The organism is Pseudomonas sp. P135, from assembly GCF_020312125.1.
GTDB classification, from domain to species: Bacteria; Pseudomonadota; Gammaproteobacteria; order Pseudomonadales; family Pseudomonadaceae; genus Aquipseudomonas; species Aquipseudomonas fragariae.
This window is the reverse complement of sequence record NZ_JAGPYR010000009.1, coordinates 55,562-76,558: the sequence shown is the minus strand read 5'-3', so window position 1 is coordinate 76,558 and position 20,997 is coordinate 55,562. Positions and strand designations below refer to the sequence as shown.

The following is a 20,997-nucleotide window of genomic DNA, read 5'->3' as shown; positions in this document are numbered from 1 at the left end:
CTACATTAGCGCGCCTCGGCAGACACAACGTTGTCGTCGAGATACGGTGAGGTGTCCGAGTGGCTTAAGGAGCACGCCTGGAAAGTGTGTATACAAGAAATTGTATCGAGGGTTCGAATCCCTCCTTCACCGCCATATTGAAACAACGCGAAGCCCCTGAATTCTGAAAGGAATCCAGGGGCTTTGTGGTTTCTGGGGTCTGAAAAAATGGCCGTGGGACGCTCCATGGGACAGATATGGGACAGAACAGCAAGATTCGCTGTCTTGCTGCTCTCAGCTGTAGTGAGGCCTGAAAAGCGCTGGTCCGGCGCAGCGCATCGACTGACGAGGAACGCAGGCCATGGCTTTAGGGAATTTCAGATGCCGCCTGCGGGATTCCGTGGAAATACTCGCGACCCACAAAAGCGATGTTAAAACTCGGCTTTATCTAGCAATTAATAATCGTCTCGTTTTTGCCAATGTTCCTGAAGTGCCTGAGCTGCCCGAGCAATTCAGAATTGCCATGCCCCTTTGGCTCATGTCGCCGTTTATGTGGAATGGAAAATCAACCAAAGGTCCGGAGAGACAGTGGAGCTTGGTAAGCAGGATCATGCTTTGGCGTCTTGTGACCGCGCCCCAGAGACTCGCTGACTGCTGCCATTAAGTGCGCAAGTCAAGCATGTGCAGCGCTGGCCCTACATACAGCCCTTGTAGCTCTCTGAAGCGAGTCCGTTGAGGCTGGAACTATTTTCCACGTTAAGCCACTCAACCTCTCCATGATCACTGGAGCCCCCCATGCCTCGCATTAACCCAACTAGCTTTACTGGAATCTATATTGAAACGACAGGCAATCCGAATCGAAGTGACTACTACAAGGAGACCACATCTGCGTTGGATGAGCTGAATAGAGGACACGCCGGTCGGACGGTAATTCGCAATATTGAGGCCGCCTGTGAAATGGATCCGGAGAAGCGGGTGGTCATCTCCAAGACAGATCAGGGCTCGGAAGCCAACATGCCAGGGCACTAGACTGGCTGCGCGCGGCCGACTCGCGACCCTTTTGTACCCTTTGTAGCCGGGAGAGGCGAGTCTGTCGCGGTACGATATAACTCTAGGTTTGGTAGACGGTTCGATGACCAGTCTGTCAATGGGCAACCTGACCCAAGCCTTGCTTACGTCTTTCTCGGTCATGAACTTATTCATGCATCCAGAACGTTACAAGGTACTCAATACCGAGTGAGTCGAGGCCGACCGGATGTCGACGAAGATAGCGGAGCGGCGGAGGAAGAACTCCGAACGGTTGGCATCGGGCAGTACGAAGACGAATATCCGTCAGAAAACGCAATACGTCGCGAGCATGGATTGGCGCCTCGCACAAGTTACTCAGGGAATACAGGAACAAATTTTCGTGAGCCGCCTGAACGGAACTCGCAATATACGGAGGCACGGCTCAGATCGCTCAACGCCAGACGCTGGTCAGATATGTAATCCAGCTGATGGAGTACCGGGCGGCTTTGTAGCTGGCGTTGATGGGTATGGGGAGCCATGGAACATCGTGCGCATAGGTGCCGTAGGCTTAGCGCACGATGTTCCCGAATTCTGTGGGCGCTCCCCTCTTCTCTTTGCTACGTGGCGGTTCTGGCTGTCGCCAGGCAGCTTCATGGTCGGCAGCAATTGCCCGCGCACCATCCACGGATCAGCACAAGCAGCATCAGCCCTTGCGCCGTATTCTTACCTCTCGTCCCCGCATGGTCGGATGCTGGCGACGTTTCTCTCCGGCATTGCGGAGTTCGAACGTTATCTGATCTGCGAGCGAATCAAATCGGGTCTCGCGGCTGCTCGTGCTCGAGGACGTAAACTAGGGAGCCAAGCGGGAGTACGTCCAAAATCCGACAAGCTTGACCCAAAAGTCATGGACGCAATTGCCGCAGCTACAGGTGAATCGCCTGAGATCCTGATATCAACAAAAGCACCTTCACTGAAATTGCGCGCAGGCATCGCGAAGCGGCTTAGGGTGTCATTTCGCTCTCAGCCGCAACCCCCCCCCTATTTTGTCCGTTTTCTCTCTCACCCCCAAGTATCTGAGGACCTGAGGGGGGGGAAGTGCGCCTGAAATTAACGAAACACGTCGTAAAGTCGCATAGGACCCGTTTTTAGAGGCCGATGAGGCGTGAAAAAAGCGTTTCCCCAACATCAATGCCACCTTAGCATCACGCAGAGGATGCCTTTTTCGACTGATTGCACACTACGTTACCTTTGTATGGAACCGAACCCATCTCAAGGGCCACTCAAGCAGCGCAACATATCTACGACATAGATGTATGCACACGGGAGTGTAATTTTCAGGTAATCCTGGATGGTCCATTGGACTCCCTGCCAAACCATGTCAGCAACAATTGGGGTAGCGCCAATAGTTGCAATTTCAAGCGATCATACAGCTCAATTAACTTCTTAGGATAGTCATGATCACTCCGTCTCGATACCCAGGCATCTATATCGCCCCCCTCAGTAGCGAACCGACAGCAGCTCACACATTCAAAGAACAGGCAGAGGAAGCGCTTGACCATATCAGCGCCGGCCCCTCTGGCGATAAGCTATTGCGAAAAATATCCACTCTTGCCAGTCAAAAAGATAGAAAAGTCACACTAAAAGAGATTGAAATAAATAACCAGTGTTATACCGAAGCTGTTCTGAGCAGGAGGCAACTGGAAAAGTACGAACCAGAAAACTTTAACGAGAATCGACACATTGCATCACAGCTATCACGAAAGGGGACCTTTACCAAAGGTGAAGGAAGCAATGCGATTATTGGCTGGTCACCAGACAAAGCAAGCATACGCTTAAATCAGAATGGCTCACCGTTACACCTTGGAATGGATAACGACGACAAAATCACGACCTTGGCTCATGAGCTCGTTCATGCTCGACACGTGTTAAGTGGGAGTTCCTTAGCGGATGGCGGAGATCGCTATAATCCACGTACGGGATCTGGCAAAGAGGAACTTAGGGCCGTTGGATTAGACAAGTACCGCTATTCACTTACAAAAAAACCGTCAGAGAACTCCATCCGTGCTGAACACGGTCTGCCTCTGCGCATGAAGTACAGGCCACATCAATAGGACAACCTACTGTAAGTAAATTCAAAGTGGTCTTCGGATCCCGGTGACCTGCATAGGCTGTCAATTCATGCAGTTTCCACCCCGCACGGGCCAAATGGGGTGAGTCGCAGATGACGAAAAGTGTGTGTGCTAAGGCAGGACAGATTTGAGTCTGTGGCCCATCTTTCTACCGTTTTACTCCACGTCCACCGCGTGAGTGCCAAACCACGATTGCGATCAGACTCGGATCGAAACAGGGCTCCTTTTGACCAACCGGCCAGACGAAGCGCATGAAGATGCGTTCCAAGCATCGGCGCAATGTCCGGGCTGTAGCACACGACGCGGCTGCGTCGGCCTTTGGTCGTCTCTGCGCGCACTGAAATGAGTCGATGGGCGAGATCCAGGTCTTCGATTCTCAGGGCCACCAGTTCGGCACGACGGAGCGCACCGCAGTACGCCAACGAGAGCATAAGCCGATCACGAATAGACGACCTGGCCGCGATACTCAGAAAGTATCGCCACTGCTCATCCGTGGGGATGTCGGGCAGCTTTATCAAGCGAGATACCAGCCCTCTCACAAAGCCTGAATGTCCAGGGACCTGACACAAGCGGCCGTGCTGGCCGCGAGGTACCGGATTCTGTGCGCAACGCCCCTGAAAGACCAGGTAGTCGTACCACAGGCGGATCGCGGTGAGGCGCTGGTGCAAGGTCGAATTCGCCACCGCGTTTTCTTGCCCGGGCAGTAGCCGACGGATGTAGAGCGTTACTTGCTCAAATGTGACGGATTCAGCCTCCAGACCGGAGGCTTCGCAGTGGAGCAAGTAAATGCGCCAATCCCCTGCCGTACGCATCCAAAGTAGCCGGCGCTCTTCCCAGGTTATCGAGCAGTGTCAGCCATTCCTGAACGCTTGGGTAGCGGTGAAGCACGTGCTCATAAGAGGCAGTTGTAGAGGCCATGGCGATCCCCCAGAACGTCGACAGAATCAGGGTAGCTCAGAAGCATTCCACCTAACTTACTAGAGGGCATAGTTACTGCTGAACGCCAGGATGCCCTTGCGCTTCAACAAATCCTTGACCTGATAATAAGGCGCGCCCATCTTGACGTGATCTTTCGCATCATAGCTGCGGGCGATCACACAGCCGTCGTTATATATGAATGATACTAACTGCTAGCAGCTCACAACCTACTGATATTCAAGTTAAATTATTCATTAATAGATATTCCGGTTAGATCATGCAGGTCTGATCCAGACAGCCCGGTGGTCCATGAAGGCTACCGGGCTCTTTGTCATTGGCCGAGAAGCCACGTATCAGTGCCTGTCCAAGAGACACTGGCTGAGCTCGCCGCGATTCACTAACATCTCGACGATGAGCCAGTGTGGATTATTGCACTATCCCACCAGATGGTTATCTGCTGGCGCAACGCCTACCAATTCAACGGTAGCGTGCTCGGCTGTTGAAACGGTGCCTGCAACGATCAGGTTGTCTGCTGTGAAGGTCTTAGTGAAGGTACCGACCAAACCGATCTCAAAGCGTTGACCGTCGGCGTTCAAGTCGTAATCCTTGAGGTAGGTGTGGTGGAGCTCCTTGTCGTAGACCAGCTTCAAGGTGCCGTTGGTGCCGTCACCGAGGCCCGTGTAGCCGAGGGCGGCCACGTCAATCTTGTCGTGGGCTACATCGAAGTTTTTGATCAGGTCGGCGGCGCCATGGACGCTGTCGCTGCTGTCCAGATAGCGGAAGGTATCTACCCCTGAACCGCCTGTCAGCGCATCGCCCGCGCCGCCACCAATCAGAACACCGCCCGCGTCTTGCGTGTGCAGCGAATCCCAACCCGGCTTCCCGGTCAGGGTCTGGTCTGCATCGTCATGGCTGTTGTCACCGGCGAAGATAAAACCATCGGCATCTTGGTAAGCAATGCTACCGTGGCGGTTGGACTGGTCGATATACACTTCGAAGCGGTTGCCCTGGGCATCAGCTTCGAAAGACTGCACCACGATATGCCCAAGGGTCTTGTCATAGGCGTAATTCAGCGTGCCGTCATAGCCATCGCCCAGGCCAGTGAAGCCTAGCGCGGAAACGTCCAATACATCCCCACGGAACAGGTTGAAATCGCTGATAAGGTCAACGCTGGCCACACCCGAGGCGTCATTGACGAAACTGTCGCTGATCTGGTGATAGAGGAAGGTTTCGGCGTTGGTATTGCCGATCAGGTGATCAGCACCGGCGCCACCGTCCAGTACACTGCCGGTTTTCCCGGCATACAGCGTATCGTCGCCGTCCAGGCCATTGAGCACGTATTGCTTGGTGCTGAGGCTATAGAGCGTGTCGTTGCCGGCCGTGCCGTCATTACGCAGTACAAAGTTGGAGGTGCTTAGCTTGCCTTGATAATCGCCCGCCAGGCGTACCTCGAAGAAATTACCGCTGGCGTCTTTGTCCAGCGAGCGCAGGTAGGTCATATCCGAGGCCGCGTCATAGCTTACGGCCAGGTCGCCATTATGGCCGTTACCGATCCGCTCCAAGTGCAGGGTGGTCAGGTCCAATACGTCGTATTCGCTGAAGCTGGTAATCAGGTCCGAGTGGGAGCCTTGGGCGTTGGCGTAACTATCGGTAAGCGACGTGAACACGAATTTCACCCCGTATCCGTAGGTTTCTCCGCCGGTGAGGGTATCTACCCCAGCGCCGCCTATCAATGTGTCGCTGCCACTATGTCCATCCAGGGTGTCATCCCCGGCGCCGCCGAGCAGGTGATCGTCCCAATACGTACCGGCAAGTGCGTCGTCGCCTGACGTACCCGTGTAGGTATTGAAAGAAGGCCGTTTATGAAACGTAATTTGTTCATCTAGTTCTGATGACAGAGCAGATTGTAAGACGGTAGACATGATAGTTCGCCTGAACAGGACGGAAATTTCCCATGGATGGACTGCTCGGCCCTGCCTGAATGCAAGGGCTCACATCGATGAGCGCACTCATTACAGCATCATACAGACCGTGATTGTGGCTCAAGATTTCCTAACAATCGGTATCGCTCAGATTGTTGTTCCTCAGCAGCCTAATGGCCGAGTCGCCCCGAAGCTTGGCTTTCAACGTGATGAGCGCTTTGCTAGACATCTCGTCTAGCTGGGAAAGGTATTCGGCGTGCTATGGGACATCTGGGTTTAGGTGATGATGTAGCCATGACAAAGTTTTGTGTCGTGTCTAGGGCTGGAGCTTTACGACCTTAGCAAACTAGGTGATCACATTTTCGCCCAGGAACTGAACGATTCGCTTAATGGTAGCGGCTCGACCAGCACGCCATTGACGACTACTTGAGACCCCCTCCTTCACCGCCATATCGATACAACGCAAAGCCCCTGAATTCTGAAAGAAATTCAGGGGCTTTGTGGTTTCTGACGCTTCAAAAATCGGCTGTGCGACGTTGCATGGGCGAATGCCCGCTATTAGCCTGCTGGAGACGATAGGCCGTCGTGAATGCGATCAAAAAACCGCAATCAAAATACGAGCCCAGTCCTTACGCCATCCGCCTCAGAGACAAATTCATCTGCCCCATCAAATCTCTCTGTTCTCTCAACGAGAGCACCAGCCGTGCGATGGATCGGCTGCTGCCTACCTCGGACAAGGACAGCCCCGTTACGTAGAGCTGGATATCACCTGACTCGGGGTGGATAAGCTTCACCGAGAAGGTTTCATTTGGCGCTACGACGCACTCGCACTTTGAAGGCAGAAAAGCTGTTTCAAGAACTCGCTGAATATCGGGTTTTGAAAACATGGTGCGTCCTCTGGAAGGGGCCAAATCGTGATGTGAAGTGTAGACGAGTTTCAGGCGAATAGGTTTCCGACCCGCGCAACGGACGCATGCGTCGCGGAAGGTTTTTTGTGGCGAATGTCTGGGGCTGTTTTTGCCTGATCGAGGTAACTGCCTGCAACACCTCACGCTCTCTGGTCTAAAGTACCCTCTCCTGAACTCCCCGAGCCTCGACCGATATGAATGAACGCGCACGTGAGCTGGCGTCTCGTCTGATTCGCAATTTCAACGAAGCTCCCCTCGAACATGAAGTTCGTGAACCGCTGTATGAAAGCTCTGCCGCTCGCCTGGGCACAGGCACGGCAGCGCAAAAGCTGGGGGCGTCGATTGACGTGGTGGCGCCGGGCAAACGCTCCTGCCCTTATCACTTTCATCATGTGCAGGAAGAGATGTTCGTGATCATCGAGGGCGAAGGCAGTTTGCGTGTTGCGGGCGAGATGCTGCCGATCAGGACGGGCGATATCCTGTTTATCCCCGCGGGTGCCGACTACCCGCACCAGATAATCAATACCTCGCAGGCGCCGCTGAAATACCTGTCGATCAGCACCCGGGAAACACCGGAAGTGTGTGAGTACCCGGACTCGGGCAAGTACCAGGCCATGGTGTCCGTTCAAGGGACCCGAGTGTTCACCGCCAACCAGCGGACCACGGAAAACCTCGATTACTGGGACGGCGAGCCCTGATTTGAATTGTTTGTAAATTGTATCCGGCAGTTCACGCTTTTTTCACGTTCGCGGGTTTATTGTTAACTCAATTCCCAGCAAGACCTTAAGCCCGCTACCCCCCATCGCGGGCTTTTCTTTGTCTGCGATTTGAGCATGCAACGTCTGGCATGGGTCAAGAGACATCAGGGACACGACTGCTCAAGCAAGCGTCGGGCAGACAGGGAACATCATGCAGAAAACGATTTCCAAGCCCTACCTCCCGGATGAAACCCGTCAATCATGAAAAACACCCTGAAAAAACTGCTTCTCGCTGTTGCGTGTCTGGCGACGGCTCCTGCGTTCGCTGCGTGTCAGATGACGCCGGTGGAGTACGACATGCCTTCGCAACGTCTGGACGAGGCCTTGCAGCAGTTGGCCCATCGATCCGGCTGCCCGGTGACGGTCGACCTGGGCGCGGACAGCAGCAGAAAGGTCAAGAAATTCAAGGGTAGGTTCACCCCTGATCAGGCGTTGTGGCTGGTTTTGAAAAAAACCGGGCTGGAAGGCTATGTCGAAAATGACGGGCTCACGGTTGACCGTCGCGGCCAGGATTTTGTAAACCAGCGGGCAACAGAGCTACGCACGGCTATCGATGCGGCAGGTACACGGATGGAGGCCAGAAAGAAGAAGCGCTTCCTTCATCAACTGGACACTATCGAGTCCGGAGCTAAGAAAGTGGTCCTTGAACAGAGCTTTGTCAGCGCAGCCGAGATGGCGAGTTACAAGCGCGACTTCGACGAACTGTCGAGCCAGATACCGGCCAGCAAGTGATCCGCCGATAATTGCGCTAAAATCTGCCACTTTTGAGCGCAAGGCAGAACGCGCTGTGGATTATCGATGAAAAAAACCACGTTACTCCTATTGGCACTGACCCTGCCTGCGCTTGCCAAGGGCGCGGGCGATGCGGAGGCCGGGAAAGCTGTGTTCACCCGCCTCTGCTCGGGTTGCCACAAGATCGGCCCCTCTGCACGCAGCGCATTTGGCCCGCCCCTCAACGGCATCATTGGTCGTCAGGCGGGGCAACAGGAAGGCTACGTTTACACCGACGCGATGAAGAATTCGGGGCTGGTCTGGACGCGTGAAGCGTTGCGCACCTATATCAAGGACCCGAGCGCCGTTGTACCTGGCACCCGCATGAAGCTGTGGTGGATGGGTAACGATGAGCGAATGGAGGATCTTCTGGAATACCTTGACGCCAACAAGTAGTACGCGGGGTAAAGCGAGGTTCGGATATGAATCGCCCCCGGTACTCACCGAGGGCAATCTGTCAGTTACTTGTCCGGCGTGTAAGGCGGGTAATCGTCCTTGCTGCCTTTATCGGTGGCAGGAGTCTTCGCAGGCTCGGTAGGGTCGATCTGCGGGTCTTCGGTATTCGGTGACTTCTCGTCAAAACCCGGATCATTCTTGTTTCCGTTGCTGCTGCCTGGCTGGGTGCCGGTCATATGCGCCTCCGTTTGTTGAATTCAGGACCTGATATTCAGAGAGCCCCTCAACACAGCCGTGCGATGTGTCTGACGAACGGAACATTGCAAAGAGGCATCTGGCGGCAGTCAAGGGCAAATGGTAGCCTTGCGCCATGTAAGGAGAGAATCATGAAAAGGCTTTCAATCACACTGGCAATGACCGCTTTGCTGGGCAGCGGCGCAGCGTACGGCGAGATCTTCAAATGCACATCACCGCAAGGCAAGGTGAGTTATGCATCGATCCCGTGCGATGAAAACGCGCAAAGCGCATTGCAACGCCAGGGGCCGTCATACATGCGATGGGAAGACGAGCCGCTGGACTACGTTCACAAGACCAACCTCAAGGCTACCGAATACCTGAAGGTCGGCGGTCGCACTCGAGTGCAGGTGATCGAGACCGAGCGCTACAAGGCCTTCCAGAGAAACCGCCCGCCTCCGCCGAACATTCCTTCGCAGTGCCAAAGCCCGCATTACGACAGTCAGTGTTTCGATCCATCGGGTGGAATGTCCTCAAAAAAACAGGCGGCCTCTCGGGATACCGCTCGATAACTTACAGAGCGGTTTTCACATCGGCACGCACTTCGCTGATCTGAATTTCAGGGATCAGGTCGGTGTAGTTGATGATATCGGCATTGATCTGCTTTGAATGCGGGCCCATGCCGGCTTCAAAGTCTTCAATGGAATCACAGTAAATGTGGCACATGCCTATATACACGGGGTCCGAGCCTGGCGTTGCTCCGCCTATGCCCCGGTCCACGCTGTAACCCTTGCAGTACTTGCCCATCATTTCCTGCACCAGCGGCATGTGTTTATCACGGTAGTAATCGTGGTCGAAACGGGCACCCTCTTCATACGCATACAGCACGCTGACTTTGATCATAACGACAGGCTCCTGTTCAAGTGGTCAATAAATTCGTGTGGACAGCGGCTTGCAAGTGCTGACACCAAAGGCCTCCTCCCTCACAATCACGCCGTCTTGCCAGACTATTTCAACAGACAGCCTGGCTATCGAAACGTTTGAGGAAAAACCGCATGAATACACTTGAGTGGAACGAGGCCGCGCTGGCGAAATACCTCGCGACCCATCCGACCCTGAAGGATGAAATCAGCGCCTTGAGCCCCAAGGAGCAACAGCAGCAAGTGCAGTGGGCGTTCGAAGACGAAGCCGAGAGCCAGGGTATCGAGACCTGGGAGCTGGCGCTGGAACTGATTGCCGAGTCGCCCGAACAGTTGCAGAGCATGCGCCTTGAAGCCCATCGCCAGGTCGCCGAAGCGCTGGGGATGGACTGGGAAGAGTATTGCGGATTCAACGATATCCAGCCATGACGCGGAGCGCAGTCGGCGCTGAATCAGCCATTGATCGGCACACTGTTCAGTGACCCGGCAGTCAGCGCTTTACCTGTTCCTTATGGATGAGTAACGTCTGCTCACTTCAATAAAGGAATCACGCCATGAGTGATCTGGTCTCGTACCATCTGGACGACGGTGTCGCCACGCTGACCCTGAACAACGGCAAGGTCAATGCCATTTCCCCGGACGTGATCGTTGCGTTCAACGCCGCACTGGATCAGGCCGAAAAGGATCGGGCCATCGTTATTCTCACCGGCCAGCCGGGCATTCTGTCGGGCGGCTACGACCTCAAGGTCATGACCTCCAGCGCCGAGGCCGCGATCGAGCTGGTCGCACAGGGCTCGACGCTGGCACGGCGCATGCTGTCGCACCCCTTCCCGATCATCGTCGCCTGCCCCGGCCACGCGGTTGCCAAGGGCGCCTTTCTGCTGCTGTCCGCCGATTATCGAATCGGTGTCGCCGGGCCGTTCAGTATCGGCCTGAACGAAGTGCAGATCGGCATGACCATGCACCACGCCGGTATCGAACTGGCGCGCGACCGCCTGCGCAAGTCGGCTTTCAATCGCTCGGTAATCAACGCCGAGATGTTCGACCCTGAAGCAGCGATGGCCGCCGGTTTCCTCGACCGGGTGGTCAGCATCGAAGAGCTGCAAAGCACCGCGCTGGCCGTCGCCGGGCAGTTGAAGAAGATCAATATGAGCGCGCACAAGAAGACCAAACTCAAGGTCAGAAAGGCTTTGCTCGACACGCTGGAGGCCGCGATCGAACAGGATCGACAGCACATGCTGTGATCCCCAACCGAAGCCCGTGCAAACGGGCTTTCGTTTATCGGCGAACTCATACGCATTTGATCAATCTGATCAGCGACCGCGCATGTTTTTGCGCCACTGACAAATTGAAGAAGCGATAGCGCCATGGGCCGAGTTGTTGCAGCAGCGGTGTACAGCAAGGGCAAAAAAGTCCGTGATATCACCCTCGATGAGGGCGCCGCCTGGGCGGCCAAGCCCGATCATTTCGTCTGGATAGGACTGGAGCAGCCCACCAACGCGGAGCTGACCAGCCTCAAGGATCAGTTCAATCTGCATGAGCTGGCCCTTGAAGACGCGCTGGAGGTGCATAGCCGTCCGAAGCTGGAAACCTTCGGTGATGCGCTGTTCATCGTGACTTACGCCCCCGTACGCGACAACGGCAAGCTGCTGTTCATCGAAACCCATATATTCGCCGGCAAGGGCTACGTCATCACCTCGCGCAACGGCCACTCCAAGTCCTACGGACTGGTGCGTCAGCGCTGCGAGGCCAGACCACTGCTGCTGGAGCACGGCGAAGACTTCGTGCTCTACGCGCTTCTGGACTTCGTGACCGAGAACTATCAGCCGGTGACCGAAGCCATCCACGCCGAGCTCGAGCAACTGGAGCAGAGCGTCATTGGTGGTTCGTTGCGCGAGTCCGACATCCAGCACATTCATGCCCTGCGCCGCGACCTGTTACGCATGCGCCGCTACGTGGCACCCATGGTGGAAGTGGGCGAAGAATTGCAGAGACTCAGTTTTCCGTTCATCGACAAGAACATGCGCCCCTACTTTCGCGATGTCGAAATTCACGTCAAGCGGCAGATGGAAGACCTCGGCAACCTGTGTGACATCGCCAGCCAGACGATCGAAATCGGCCTGCTGCTGGAGTCTTCGCGACAAAGCATCGTGCAGCGCAAGTTTGCCGGCTGGGCGGCGATTCTGGCGTTCCCGACGGCCATTGCCGGCATCTACGGCATGAATTTCGAGAACATGCCTGAACTCAAGTGGGAACACGGCTACTTCATCGTGCTGGGTGTCATTCTGGGCGGGTGTACGGCGCTGTTCGCCAGCTTCAAGCGCTCCGGCTGGCTATAACTCCGCCACCGCATTCCCATCCAGACAGTCCGGCCAGCGCATGACAATGCGCCATGCGCCGGGTCAGACGGACTGTTTTTCCGGTTTATGCGCCACGAAGCGCATCATCCACTCCGCCACTGTCGCGCCATGATGGTCGTGATCCAGGCTGGCGACACCCTGCTTGTAAATCTGCTCGCCCAGCGCTTCCTGACGAAGGTCAAGCAAGGTGCGGGAAAAGTCATGGATGAACTCGGGATGCCCCTGGAAACACAGCACCTGATCATTGATATGGTAGGCCGCAAACGGGCAGAACTCGCTGGACGCAAGCACCGTCGCGTTTTCGGGCAGAGCAGTGACCTGATCCTGATGGCTGATCAGCAGCGTGAGCTTGTCCATCGCCGGCGTCATCCACGGCCTGGCGGGGGCCAGTTGATAATGGTGAATGCCGACGCCCCACCCTTGCACCGCACGCTCGGTCCTGCCGCCCAGCAGCAACGCCAGCAACTGGTGACCGAAGCAGATACCCAGCAGTTTTTCGCCGCGCTGATACAGTTCCAGCAGATAGACCTTCAAGGTCTGAATCCACGGGTCGGTGCCAAATGAGTCGGCCTTGCTGCCGGTCACCAGGTAAGCATCGAACTGCTCATCTGCAGGTGGATAGTCCCCTTGCACCACGTTGTAAACCGTCAGCTCTGCGGCGATGGGCTGGCGAGCGAAGAGTAATTCGAACATCCGCCCATACCCATGATACTGCTCGACCAGTTCAGGTCGCAGATTGTCGGTTTCCAGAATACAGATGCGTAAAGACATAAGAGAGACCCTGAAGCAGTAATGAGGCAGTAGCGCACCGGCAGAGCCTGCCTTGAAGACCTCGGCAAATCAAGCAGCACCCCGGCCCGTTTCAGACGTTTATTCCATGTAGGAAAATTCTGTCCCGGACGAACGGTGCAAAACTGCAGGCCACCGACGAAGCGTCTAGAAAAGGCCTGAGCATTCAGCGCCCCACGCGGTAATAGCTTTCGATTCTAGATAAACACGTTTAGATTCCCAACAGTTCTAAACTATAGGGCACCTCGGCTCTATGGTTATATCTGTAACAGGAGGCGCGCAAAATCCTTTCAGCGCTCGGGCCAGCGGTCGAATGACCGGACCCACCTGTTCAATGCACAACCTTGCCAGCAGTCGATTATCTGTTTTGCAGATCGGGCCTGCTTTTGTCGCTCAGGAATAACAACAAAAGGCGGTCAGCCATGTTCAAGTTCAAACACTCCAAAATACGTCAGGCGGGATTGATCCTCTTCACTACTGCGCTGTTATTGATCGTGCCTAACCTGAATCGATTGTTTGGTTGATCCACGCGCTTTCGATCAACGTTCATCTGTGCCACTCTTTCCCTTCGCACTGAGGGAGGTTGAATGTATGCGCCAATGGATTGCTGTTTGTGCACTTGTCAGCAGTTTCGCAGCACACGCGGGGATGGTCGATCAGGCTGCAGCCGTGGCGGCGCTTAAGGAAGGCAAATTGGCGATGGATGTGCGTAGCCAGACCGACTATGACGCAGGTACGGTACTGAACGCGGTACGCGTCGATGATCGACGGCTGGTCAATCAGATGAAACAGGTGCTCACCGACCGCAATGCGGTGTTCGTGATTTTCAGCAGCACGGACAGCAAGGCCGACAAGGCCCAGGAAAAGCTCCGGGCTGCCGGCTACTTCAGCGTCATCAATGGCGGCAACTATGAAGAGCTGCACAACGCGCTCTACGACATCACCGACGACCCCGCCGAATGAACAATGGCCAGGCAATTGAGCCCGGCCACTTCATGATGCGCAGACCCGCTGCGGATTACTGATGCTGCGTCTGGACCTGCACGCGGGTTTTCACTTTCGGCGTGCCGGTCATGGGCGACACCACGACCTTGGCGTGCATCTGCTCGGACCCGCCGCCGCGCCGCATGCCGCGTACCGGACAGGCGTCCAGATAGTCCAGCCCTACCGCCAGTTTCAAGTGACGCTCGGGGATGGCCAGCTGATTGGTGACATCAAAACTGTACCAGGCGTCGTCTATCCAGGCCTCGGCCCAGGCGTGGCTGGACAGATGCTCGCTGTCTTCGCTGCACAGATAGCCGGAGACATAACGAGCCGGTACCCCAAGGCTGCGGGCACAGGCAAGAAACGCGTGGGTATGGTCCTGACACACGCCCGAGCGTCCGGCGAAGGCCTGCGCGGCACTGGTGTCCACTTCGGTTGCGCCCTGGGTGTAGGTCATGTGCTGGTTGAGCGCCTGCATCAGGTCGATCAACCCCGTGCGGTCAGCGCGCTTGCGGCACTCCATGGCCGCAAAACTGCGAATCGCCTCGTCAGGCTCGGTCAGTCGGGTCACGCGCAAGAACGGCAATGCCGACTGGCTTTCGTGCTCGGCCTCGCGGGTCTCGTCGATTTCAACCTGCCCGCGCGCGCCAATGATGATCGCTTCGTGCGGCTCTTCCAGGCTCAGAACATGCAGGATATTGCCAAAGGGGTCGATCTGCGCGCGCACCGGACGTGGCAACGTCAACTGCCAGCTGAGCACTTGCTGACGTTCACTGTCGTGAGGCGTCAGACGCAGATACTGGATACTCGAGCGCACTTGGTCATCATAGTGATAGGTGGTCTCATGGCTTATCGAAAGTCTCATGCAGCCTCCAGGTACGAAGTGTGAATGGCATCACCCAGTTGAGCCAGCAGCGGAATGAATTCGTTCAACCACTCGTGCAGGCCTTCAGCCAGAATCTCGTCGATGCTGGTGTAGCGCAATCTCGCGTCCATCTCGGCCGCCATGCGCTGCGCAGGTCGACCGTTGACGCCGGGCAGGCTGGCCAGAATGACGTCCATCTCCTCCAGACACGCGCGTAGCGAACGCGGAATGTCGGCACGCAGCAGCAACAGTTCGGCAACCTGACGCGCGCCTGGCGCATCCCGATAGACTTCAGTGTAAGCCTCGAACGAAGACAGTGCGCGCAACAAGGCACTCCACTGGTAATAACCGGCCGCCGAGTTGTCCGCCGCAGCGTTAGCCTGTGGCCCGCGTAATTCAAGCATTTCATAGCGGGCATCGAGCATGCGCATGGTGTTGTCGGCGCGCTCGATGAACGTACCCAGACGGATGAAGCGGAACGCATCGTTACGCATGATGGTGCCGTAGGTCGCGCCACGGAACAGGTGCGAACGCTCCTTGACCCATTCGCAGAAACGGCTCATGCCGTAGCGGGTCAGCCCCTGCTGGGCGATGCCGCGAATCTCCAGCCAGGTGGAGTTGATGTTCTCCCACATGTCTGCGGTGATGCGACCGCGCACGGCATGCGCACTGACCCTTGCTGCGCCCAGGCAGCTGTAGATGCTGGCCGGGTTGGTGGCGTCCAGAGCAAAGAAATGCAGCATGCGCTCGGCATGCAGCTCGCCATGACGCTCGATATAGGTTTCCAGCGTTCCGGTGATCAGCAACGGCATGGCTATTTCATCCAGCCCGTCGCCCCGCCCGTCCTGCGGCATCAGCGACAGCGAATAGCTCACGTCCAGCATGCGGGCGAGGTTCTCCGCTCGCTCCAGGTAACGCGACATCCAGAAAAGATCAGAGGCAGTTCTACTTAACATTGGCAGGCATCCTTAATCCTCGACCACCCAGGTGTCTTTGGTTCCGCCACCCTGTGACGAATTGACCACCAGTGAGCCTTCACGCAAGGCCACTCGGGTAAGCCCGCCAGGCACAACGCGGGTTTCACGACCGGACAGAACAAACGGGCGCAAATCGATATGTCGCGGGGCGATGCCGTTCTCGACAAAGGTCGGACAGGTCGACAGGCACAAGGTGGGTTGGGCGATGTACGCATGCGGCTTGGCCTTGAGGCGCGCCCGGAAGGCTTCGATCTCGGCGGCGGTCGCTGCGGGGCCGACCAGCATGCCGTAGCCGCCGGAGCCCTGGGTTTCCTTGACGACCAGGTCGCCCAGGTTGGCCAGCACATGTGACAGCTCTTCGGGCTTGCGGCACTGCCAGGTCGGCACGTTCTTGAGAATCGGCTCTTCGTCCAGATAGAAGCGAATCATATCGGTGACGTAGGGATAAACCGACTTGTCATCCGCAACGCCGGTACCAATCGCATTGGCCAGCACCACGTTGCCGGATCGATAGGCAGACAGCAGCCCCGGGACGCCCAGCATCGAGTCAGGGTTGAAGGCCAGCGGATCGAGAAATGCGTCATCGAGACGACGATAGATCACGTCAACGGCTTTCGGGCCATCAGTGGTGCGCATGAACACGCGGTCATCGCGGACAAACAGATCAGCACCTTCCACCAGTTCGACGCCCATCTCGCGAGCCAGAAATGCATGCTCGAAAAAAGCGCTGTTGAAGCGGCCAGGCGTCAGCACCACGACACTCGGGTTGTCCAGATGGCTGGAACTCTTGAGCGTGTCGAGCAACAGATTCGGGTAGTGGTCAATCGGCGCAATGCGCTGCGCGGAAAACAGCTCCGGGAACAGGCGCATCATCATCTTGCGGTCTTCGAGCATGTAACTCACGCCGCTCGGGGTGCGCAGGTTGTCTTCCAGCACGTAATAGGTGCCGTCACCGTCGCGCACCAGATCGACGCCGGAAATATGCGAGTACAGATCGCGGTGCAGGTTCAGGCCCTGCATTGCCAGCTGATACTGCTCGTTGGCCAGCACCTGTTCGGCGGGAATTATCCCGGCCTTGATAATCCGCTGGTCGTGATACAGATCCGCCAGAAACATGTTCAGCGCCTTGACGCGCTGAATGCAGCCACGCTCGACAACCCGCCATTCGCTGGCCGGGATGCTGCGCGGGATGGTATCGAAAGGGATAAGCCGCTCGGTGCCCTGCTCATCACCATAGAGTGTGAACGTGATCCCGGCACGGTGAAACAGCAGATCAGCTTCGCGCCTGCGTTGAGCCAAAAGCTCGGGAGGTGTATCACCCAGCCAGCGGGCGAACTCCCGATAGTGCGGACGGACTACGCCGCCCGCATCGTACATCTCGTCATAAAAGGTGCGGATCATGCCGTACTCCTTGTCACCATGGACACCAAGACCATCGCAAAGCCCGTGCCACCGGCATAAACGCTTTGATTTCAAAAGGTTATGTAACCACTCGACGTTCCACGCACCATTCCTGTGCACTAAACACCCAAGCCAATTCTTTCGCGCTTCATTCGGAGGCGTCATTCAACCGTGAAATCTATGATCAGCATAGTCAGAGTTGATTTCCGCCAACGACATTAGTTCGCCACACTCCATAGCAACCGAGCAAACAGGGCGCCAAACGCCGCTTTTGCCGCAACCGATATTTTGTCCAGCAGGCGAGAAATGCCTGCGGATTTTAAACAGACTTCCCTTTGCGCCACTCGTTTGAGTGGCTTTTTTTTGACCACTGTTCATGAACAAGGACCAGAAACAGAACCGGCCGATCCGGGACGTGTCCCGAATCAGCCGGTGGTGTATTGCCTGACAATCCGCAGCCATCAAGCGTGCAGTCTTCTGATCTCCTGAGTAACGCCCCATCCCTCGACTTCGCCGTCCATAGGTGAGATGACCGTCTGGAAGTCCTGCTCGAAGTCACCAATGCCGTGATAAGTCGCGTACATGACCTTGCTCAATTGCAGGTGCCAATGGCCGTCATCACGTACGTTTACCTGAGTGTTGAGGGATTCGCCGCGAAATTGCTCTGCGGCCTGCCGTGCCCGCTCCTCGTCCGGGAAGATGGCGTAGAACTCGATGGGATAGATTCGTGCGAAGTCAAAACCGCCTTCTTTCATGCGGCGCAGTACATTACTGCTGATGTCCTCTTGATAGGCTGTGCTCATGAAACGTCCTCCTATGCAACGATAGATAGAGTTTCAACTCTTCCAGAGCGACCGCCGAGTCTTCGGAGGTCGCCTCACGACAGATAATCCGGCGCGGGGAATCAAGCATGTAGCTGACCAGACCAGGCTTGGCGCCGGTCGGGTATCGAGATGTCAGAGGCTGCCTGAACAGCCTCATCTGCAGAGTAGCCCTATCGTGGGCCGGATGCCAAGTGGTTGCCACGAAAAGGTTTTTGATCAGCGCAGATCAGGCGACTTCTGTAATGGAAACGATCTGCACACTGTTATGGTCCTTGAGCGTCTTCACGGTAGGTTCCTCAGTGCGCCCATCAAGATCATTCAGATCCAGCTCGTCGGTGACCGGGTAAAGGTCCTTGCGCAGGAAACGCGCGGCCTCCTCCTCACTGGGACGCTGATCAAAACCAGCCTCGCGGCGTTGCTGCACACCATCCTTGTCCAGATACACAATGGCCCACTGTTTCATCAATGCCTCCCGTACGAAGCCAGGCACTCTGGCTTATGTGATCTGGACCTTTTGGCCCGCGTATTCGTTCAACCGATTACGCCGCGGGGCCAGCCATGCCGGGCAAAAAAAAGACCCTCGCAGTCAATGCCGAGGGCCTTCGTCGCTTGACTGATCCGACTCGCCGGTCAGCCGGACGAGTCAGTTGTCATCAGTTGCGGTTCTTGCTGGCTTCTACACCTGCCGTGTTGTCCAGAAGGCTCTTGGTGGCCGTCTGCAGGAAACTTTCCAGCTTGCGCTTGAGCTCCTGCGTGTCGGGCGCATCAGGCACTTCTTCGGCATGCGGCTTGGCGCCAAGGGTGTAGGTCAACAGCTTGGCAGGCATCTCGGTCGGTTCGATCAGGATACGGTTGCCGCTGATGATAGCAACCACCTGCTCACTGCCCGACGGCTTGATCACGCCGAAGCCCTTGTCACCCTCAGGCAGGTTCAGCAGATCGCGGCCCCAGCACTGGTTGCGGTTCAGACCACCCAGACGCCCCATGATGGTCGGCACGACGTCGACCTGCGTACCCACGGTGCTGCTGCGCTGGCCGAACTTCTCCTGCACACCAGGACCAATCAGCAGCAGAGGCACGTTGAAACGGCCCAGGTCCATTTCGGTCAGTTGCTTGTCGTTACCGAAACCATGATCACCCAGCACCACAAACAGCGTGTTCTTGTAGTAAGGCTCTTTTTTGGCCTTCTCGAAGAACTGGCCCAGCGCCCAGTCGGCATAACGCATGGCGGTCAAATGCTCGTCCAGCGAGCCGTGTCCGGTGACACGCTCGACCGGCAGAGGATCCGGCAGCGCATACGGCGTGTGGTTGGACAGGGTCTGCAGCAACGCATAGAACGGCTTGCCATCCTGACGGGCCTTGAGCTCCTGCGCGCCACGGTCGAACATGTCCTGGTCGGAAACACCCCAGGTCGGATCGGAGAACACCGGATTGACGAAGTCTTCACGGCCGACGAAGTTGGTCATGCCCTGGTTGCTGAAGAAACCCGACTGGTTGTCCCAGGCAAAGTTGCCGTTATAGACGTAGACGTCATCGTAGTTGCGGCCCGTGCTCAGCAATTGCGGCAGACCCGACAGCTTGTGGCTGCCTTCCGGCGTCTGCATCAGGTACTCGAAGCCCGGCAGGTTCGGGAAGCACGCCATGGTGGCGAACATGCCCTGGTGGGTGTGAGTACCGTTGGAGAAGAAGTGATCGAACAACAGGCCTTCCTTGGACAGCTTGTCGAAGTACGGCGTGATGTTGGCATCGTTGCCCAGCGCGCCTACCGAATGACCGGCGAAGCTTTCCATCAGGATCACGACCACGTTGCGGATCGGCAAGGTGTTCTCTGCCGGCGGCGTGAAGTCGCGGCGCACAGCGGCAATATCCGGCTCGACCAGCTTGTCGTTCGGGGTCAGCAGCATGTCACGCACGGTCTGCTGGGCCTCGGCCTGTGGCAGCGTGGCTTTCCAGATGTTGTCGCGATCTTCGGACATACGGCTCTTGGCCGCAGTGATCAGCGTCAGTGTGCCGTTGAGGCCCAACTGGTTGGCGAAATTGGAATCAGTGGTGTAAGCGTCGCCCCAGCGCAGCGGCGGGCCCTGGCGCAAAGTGCCACGGATGCAGACCACCATGACCAGCAACACCAGCACGAATACACCGGCGCGCGCATACCACGGCGCAACGGAGCGAGTGGCTTGCGGACTGGTTTTTGCAGCGACACGTGGACGGGTTGCACGGTCAATGCCCTTGAACACCAGACTCAGCAGCCAGGTCACCACGGCCCATGCCAGCAGGTAGCGGACCACCGGGAAACCGTACCAGAGCATACTCAGAACAGTCTTCGGGTCTTCCTTGACGTATTGAAACACCAGGCCGTTCAGGCGCTGGTGAAACTCACGGTAGAAGTCCATTTCCATCAAGCCGAAGAACAGCGTGATGCTGCCGACCAGGGTCAGCCAGAAACGGAAGAACCCGCGGGCCGCCATGGCGCGGGCGCTGAACAGCGACAGCACCAGCGGAATCAACAGGTACATGGTCAGGCGCAGGTCGAAGCGCGTGCCGTTGAACAGTGCTTCAAGGAACGTCGAGGCTGGCGTGTCGCCAATCATCTCGCGGTTGTAGACCAGCAGACCGATACGCAACAGCGTGTACATCACCATCAGGGCGAAGCCGCTGAGCAGGATGTACGCCAGATGCGATTTGACAGTGGGGTTTTGCAGGCGGGCTTGCCGATGAATCTGGGCGTCCGTTTTGGCCATGGTTGTCAGGATCCGGTGGATTCAGGGGTAGGTTCAGAGTGCAGCGCCGCCCTCCTCTTGAGGGAGACGGCGCGCGACAGGGCGCAGATATTACTTGATTGCGGGTCGCCAGG

General features: G+C 56.6%; 23 protein-coding genes, 1 tRNA gene and 2 pseudogenes. 13 read left to right on the top strand and 13 right to left on the bottom strand.

Going from position 1 to position 20,997, the window contains the following annotated elements:
* Positions 1-45: 45 nt before the first annotated feature.
* The 5 genes and pseudogenes from KBY08_RS15765 to xopG all read left to right on the top strand — a co-directional run bounded on the left by KBY08_RS15765 (position 46) and on the right by xopG (position 3,098).
* Positions 46-135: transfer RNA gene (locus KBY08_RS15765), tRNA-Ser, on the top strand.
* Between the two features lie 639 nt (positions 136-774).
* Positions 775-1,008 carry a hypothetical protein gene (locus KBY08_RS15760; protein ID WP_164990223.1) on the top strand — a complete coding sequence of 78 codons (234 nt, stop codon included), beginning with the start codon at positions 775-777 and terminating at the stop codon, positions 1,006-1,008.
* Between the two features lie 60 nt (positions 1,009-1,068).
* Positions 1,069-1,467 (top strand): annotated as a pseudogene (locus KBY08_RS26825) (M91 family zinc metallopeptidase); the annotation flags it as partial.
* A gap of 172 nt (positions 1,468-1,639) precedes the next feature.
* The gene (locus tag KBY08_RS26820; RefSeq protein ID WP_225651173.1) at positions 1,640-2,092 is read left to right on the top strand and encodes a recombinase family protein; all 453 of its coding nucleotides are present in this window, start codon (positions 1,640-1,642) and stop codon (positions 2,090-2,092) included.
* Positions 2,093-2,441: 349 nt separating this feature from the next.
* Entirely contained in the window at positions 2,442-3,098 is a 657-nt protein-coding gene (xopG, locus tag KBY08_RS15745; protein WP_079998110.1) for a XopG/HopH/AvrPtoH family type III secretion system effector, read from the top strand.
* A 22-nt stretch (positions 3,099-3,120) separates the two neighbouring features.
* Here the strand turns inward: xopG and KBY08_RS26815 are convergent.
* The 3 genes and pseudogenes from KBY08_RS26815 to KBY08_RS15730 all read right to left on the bottom strand — a co-directional run.
* Positions 3,121-4,034 (bottom strand): annotated as a pseudogene (locus tag KBY08_RS26815) (tyrosine-type recombinase/integrase); the annotation flags it as partial.
* A 434-nt stretch (positions 4,035-4,468) separates the two neighbouring features.
* The gene (locus tag KBY08_RS15735; protein ID WP_060400640.1) at positions 4,469-5,956 is read right to left on the bottom strand and encodes a M10 family metallopeptidase C-terminal domain-containing protein; all 1,488 of its coding nucleotides are present in this window, start codon (positions 5,954-5,956) and stop codon (positions 4,469-4,471) included.
* Between the two features lie 629 nt (positions 5,957-6,585).
* A complete protein-coding gene (locus tag KBY08_RS15730; protein WP_111522483.1) occupies positions 6,586-6,843 on the bottom strand; it encodes a DUF1652 domain-containing protein in 258 nt (85 codons plus the stop codon).
* 215 nt (positions 6,844-7,058) lie between these two features.
* Here KBY08_RS15730 and KBY08_RS15725 point away from each other — a divergent pair, with 215 nt between their 5' ends.
* The 3 genes from KBY08_RS15725 (at position 7,059) to KBY08_RS15715 (ending at position 8,789) form a co-directional block, all read left to right on the top strand.
* A complete protein-coding gene (locus tag KBY08_RS15725; protein WP_024651626.1) occupies positions 7,059-7,562 on the top strand; it encodes a cupin domain-containing protein in 504 nt (167 codons plus the stop codon).
* Positions 7,563-7,823: 261 nt separating this feature from the next.
* On the top strand, positions 7,824-8,354 hold the full coding sequence (locus KBY08_RS15720) for a hypothetical protein (RefSeq protein ID WP_096103742.1): 531 nt from the start codon (positions 7,824-7,826) through the stop codon (positions 8,352-8,354).
* A 66-nt stretch (positions 8,355-8,420) separates the two neighbouring features.
* Positions 8,421-8,789, top strand: a complete 369-nt coding sequence (locus KBY08_RS15715) for a c-type cytochrome (RefSeq protein ID WP_003405739.1) — start codon at positions 8,421-8,423, stop codon at positions 8,787-8,789.
* 65 nt (positions 8,790-8,854) lie between these two features.
* Here the strand turns inward: KBY08_RS15715 and KBY08_RS15710 are convergent, their stop codons facing one another.
* The gene (locus tag KBY08_RS15710; protein ID WP_003405741.1) at positions 8,855-9,025 is read right to left on the bottom strand and encodes a DUF6021 family protein; all 171 of its coding nucleotides are present in this window, start codon (positions 9,023-9,025) and stop codon (positions 8,855-8,857) included.
* A 150-nt stretch (positions 9,026-9,175) separates the two neighbouring features.
* Here KBY08_RS15710 and KBY08_RS15705 point away from each other — a divergent pair, with 150 nt between their 5' ends.
* On the top strand, positions 9,176-9,595 hold the full coding sequence (locus KBY08_RS15705) for a hypothetical protein (RefSeq protein WP_003405745.1): 420 nt from the start codon (positions 9,176-9,178) through the stop codon (positions 9,593-9,595).
* Between the two features lies 1 nt (position 9,596).
* On the opposite strand, the gene KBY08_RS15700 is transcribed toward KBY08_RS15705, so the two are convergent.
* Positions 9,597-9,926, bottom strand: a complete 330-nt coding sequence (locus KBY08_RS15700; RefSeq protein WP_024641415.1) for an EthD family reductase — start codon at positions 9,924-9,926, stop codon at positions 9,597-9,599.
* A gap of 152 nt (positions 9,927-10,078) precedes the next feature.
* Here KBY08_RS15700 and KBY08_RS15695 point away from each other — a divergent pair, with 152 nt between their 5' ends.
* The 3 genes from KBY08_RS15695 to KBY08_RS15685 all read left to right on the top strand — a co-directional run bounded on the left by KBY08_RS15695 (position 10,079) and on the right by KBY08_RS15685 (position 12,282).
* Positions 10,079-10,372, top strand: coding sequence for a DUF6388 family protein (locus KBY08_RS15695; RefSeq protein WP_003396701.1), 294 nt, complete (start codon positions 10,079-10,081; stop codon positions 10,370-10,372).
* Between the two features lie 125 nt (positions 10,373-10,497).
* Positions 10,498-11,187, top strand: a complete 690-nt coding sequence (locus KBY08_RS15690) for a crotonase/enoyl-CoA hydratase family protein (RefSeq protein ID WP_010427065.1) — start codon at positions 10,498-10,500, stop codon at positions 11,185-11,187.
* A gap of 123 nt (positions 11,188-11,310) precedes the next feature.
* Positions 11,311-12,282, top strand: a complete 972-nt coding sequence (locus KBY08_RS15685; protein WP_024651623.1) for a magnesium and cobalt transport protein CorA — start codon at positions 11,311-11,313, stop codon at positions 12,280-12,282.
* Between the two features lie 63 nt (positions 12,283-12,345).
* Here KBY08_RS15685 and KBY08_RS15680 read toward each other — a convergent pair whose 3' ends face one another.
* Entirely contained in the window at positions 12,346-13,074 is a 729-nt protein-coding gene (locus tag KBY08_RS15680) for an amidotransferase (RefSeq protein WP_011267292.1), read from the bottom strand.
* A 609-nt stretch (positions 13,075-13,683) separates the two neighbouring features.
* On the opposite strand from KBY08_RS15680, the gene KBY08_RS15675 reads away from it, so the two are divergent.
* Positions 13,684-14,055, top strand: coding sequence for a rhodanese-like domain-containing protein (locus tag KBY08_RS15675; protein WP_011267291.1), 372 nt, complete (start codon positions 13,684-13,686; stop codon positions 14,053-14,055).
* Between the two features lie 55 nt (positions 14,056-14,110).
* On the opposite strand, the gene KBY08_RS15670 is transcribed toward KBY08_RS15675, so the two are convergent.
* The 7 genes from KBY08_RS15670 to KBY08_RS15640 form a co-directional block, all read right to left on the bottom strand.
* Positions 14,111-14,941: a transglutaminase family protein gene (locus KBY08_RS15670; RefSeq protein ID WP_003371560.1), complete on the bottom strand. Its 831-nt coding sequence runs from the start codon at positions 14,939-14,941 to the stop codon at positions 14,111-14,113.
* Positions 14,938-15,897: an alpha-E domain-containing protein gene (locus tag KBY08_RS15665; RefSeq protein ID WP_003405759.1), complete on the bottom strand. Its 960-nt coding sequence runs from the start codon at positions 15,895-15,897 to the stop codon at positions 14,938-14,940. The genes KBY08_RS15670 and KBY08_RS15665 overlap by 4 nt, the downstream gene beginning before the upstream one ends.
* 12 nt (positions 15,898-15,909) lie before the next feature.
* The gene (locus KBY08_RS15660) at positions 15,910-17,319 is read right to left on the bottom strand and encodes a circularly permuted type 2 ATP-grasp protein (protein ID WP_003371557.1); all 1,410 of its coding nucleotides are present in this window, start codon (positions 17,317-17,319) and stop codon (positions 15,910-15,912) included.
* Between the two features lie 165 nt (positions 17,320-17,484).
* Positions 17,485-17,697, bottom strand: a complete 213-nt coding sequence (locus KBY08_RS15655; RefSeq protein ID WP_162488885.1) for a hypothetical protein — start codon at positions 17,695-17,697, stop codon at positions 17,485-17,487.
* An 83-nt stretch (positions 17,698-17,780) separates the two neighbouring features.
* Positions 17,781-18,122: a ribonuclease E inhibitor RraB gene (locus tag KBY08_RS15650; RefSeq protein ID WP_003371555.1), complete on the bottom strand. Its 342-nt coding sequence runs from the start codon at positions 18,120-18,122 to the stop codon at positions 17,781-17,783.
* A gap of 247 nt (positions 18,123-18,369) precedes the next feature.
* A complete protein-coding gene (locus tag KBY08_RS15645; RefSeq protein ID WP_003405762.1) occupies positions 18,370-18,606 on the bottom strand; it encodes a hypothetical protein in 237 nt (78 codons plus the stop codon).
* Positions 18,607-18,796: 190 nt separating this feature from the next.
* Entirely contained in the window at positions 18,797-20,884 is a 2,088-nt protein-coding gene (locus KBY08_RS15640; protein WP_024661024.1) for an LTA synthase family protein, read from the bottom strand.
* Between the last annotated feature and the right edge of the window lie 113 nt (positions 20,885-20,997).

What these genes read in the sequence shown, in the direction of transcription:
- KBY08_RS15715 (WP_003405739.1), top strand. Translation starts at nt 8,421, where the DNA reads ATGAAAAAAACCACGTTACTCCTATTGGCACTGACCCTGCCTGCGCTT.
- KBY08_RS15665 (WP_003405759.1), bottom strand. Translation starts at nt 15,897, where the DNA reads ATGTTAAGTAGAACTGCCTCTGATCTTTTCTGGATGTCGCGTTACCTG.
- KBY08_RS15760 (WP_164990223.1), top strand. Translation starts at nt 775, where the DNA reads ATGCCTCGCATTAACCCAACTAGCTTTACTGGAATCTATATTGAAACG.
- KBY08_RS15690 (WP_010427065.1), top strand. Translation starts at nt 10,498, where the DNA reads ATGAGTGATCTGGTCTCGTACCATCTGGACGACGGTGTCGCCACGCTG.
- KBY08_RS15695 (WP_003396701.1), top strand. Translation starts at nt 10,079, where the DNA reads ATGAATACACTTGAGTGGAACGAGGCCGCGCTGGCGAAATACCTCGCG.
- xopG (WP_079998110.1), top strand. Translation starts at nt 2,442, where the DNA reads ATGATCACTCCGTCTCGATACCCAGGCATCTATATCGCCCCCCTCAGT.
- KBY08_RS15645 (WP_003405762.1), bottom strand. Translation starts at nt 18,606, where the DNA reads ATGAAACAGTGGGCCATTGTGTATCTGGACAAGGATGGTGTGCAGCAA.
- KBY08_RS15675 (WP_011267291.1), top strand. Translation starts at nt 13,684, where the DNA reads ATGCGCCAATGGATTGCTGTTTGTGCACTTGTCAGCAGTTTCGCAGCA.
- KBY08_RS26820 (WP_225651173.1), top strand. Translation starts at nt 1,640, where the DNA reads ATGGTCGGCAGCAATTGCCCGCGCACCATCCACGGATCAGCACAAGCA.
- KBY08_RS15685 (WP_024651623.1), top strand. Translation starts at nt 11,311, where the DNA reads ATGGGCCGAGTTGTTGCAGCAGCGGTGTACAGCAAGGGCAAAAAAGTC.
- KBY08_RS15640 (WP_024661024.1), bottom strand. Translation starts at nt 20,884, where the DNA reads ATGGCCAAAACGGACGCCCAGATTCATCGGCAAGCCCGCCTGCAAAAC.
- KBY08_RS15660 (WP_003371557.1), bottom strand. Translation starts at nt 17,319, where the DNA reads ATGATCCGCACCTTTTATGACGAGATGTACGATGCGGGCGGCGTAGTC.
- KBY08_RS15720 (WP_096103742.1), top strand. Translation starts at nt 7,824, where the DNA reads ATGAAAAACACCCTGAAAAAACTGCTTCTCGCTGTTGCGTGTCTGGCG.
- KBY08_RS15670 (WP_003371560.1), bottom strand. Translation starts at nt 14,941, where the DNA reads ATGAGACTTTCGATAAGCCATGAGACCACCTATCACTATGATGACCAA.
- KBY08_RS15650 (WP_003371555.1), bottom strand. Translation starts at nt 18,122, where the DNA reads ATGAGCACAGCCTATCAAGAGGACATCAGCAGTAATGTACTGCGCCGC.
- KBY08_RS15710 (WP_003405741.1), bottom strand. Translation starts at nt 9,025, where the DNA reads ATGACCGGCACCCAGCCAGGCAGCAGCAACGGAAACAAGAATGATCCG.
- KBY08_RS15655 (WP_162488885.1), bottom strand. Translation starts at nt 17,697, where the DNA reads ATGAACAGTGGTCAAAAAAAAGCCACTCAAACGAGTGGCGCAAAGGGA.
- KBY08_RS15700 (WP_024641415.1), bottom strand. Translation starts at nt 9,926, where the DNA reads ATGATCAAAGTCAGCGTGCTGTATGCGTATGAAGAGGGTGCCCGTTTC.
- KBY08_RS15735 (WP_060400640.1), bottom strand. Translation starts at nt 5,956, where the DNA reads ATGTCTACCGTCTTACAATCTGCTCTGTCATCAGAACTAGATGAACAA.
- KBY08_RS15705 (WP_003405745.1), top strand. Translation starts at nt 9,176, where the DNA reads ATGAAAAGGCTTTCAATCACACTGGCAATGACCGCTTTGCTGGGCAGC.
- KBY08_RS15725 (WP_024651626.1), top strand. Translation starts at nt 7,059, where the DNA reads ATGAATGAACGCGCACGTGAGCTGGCGTCTCGTCTGATTCGCAATTTC.
- KBY08_RS15680 (WP_011267292.1), bottom strand. Translation starts at nt 13,074, where the DNA reads ATGTCTTTACGCATCTGTATTCTGGAAACCGACAATCTGCGACCTGAA.
- KBY08_RS15730 (WP_111522483.1), bottom strand. Translation starts at nt 6,843, where the DNA reads ATGTTTTCAAAACCCGATATTCAGCGAGTTCTTGAAACAGCTTTTCTG.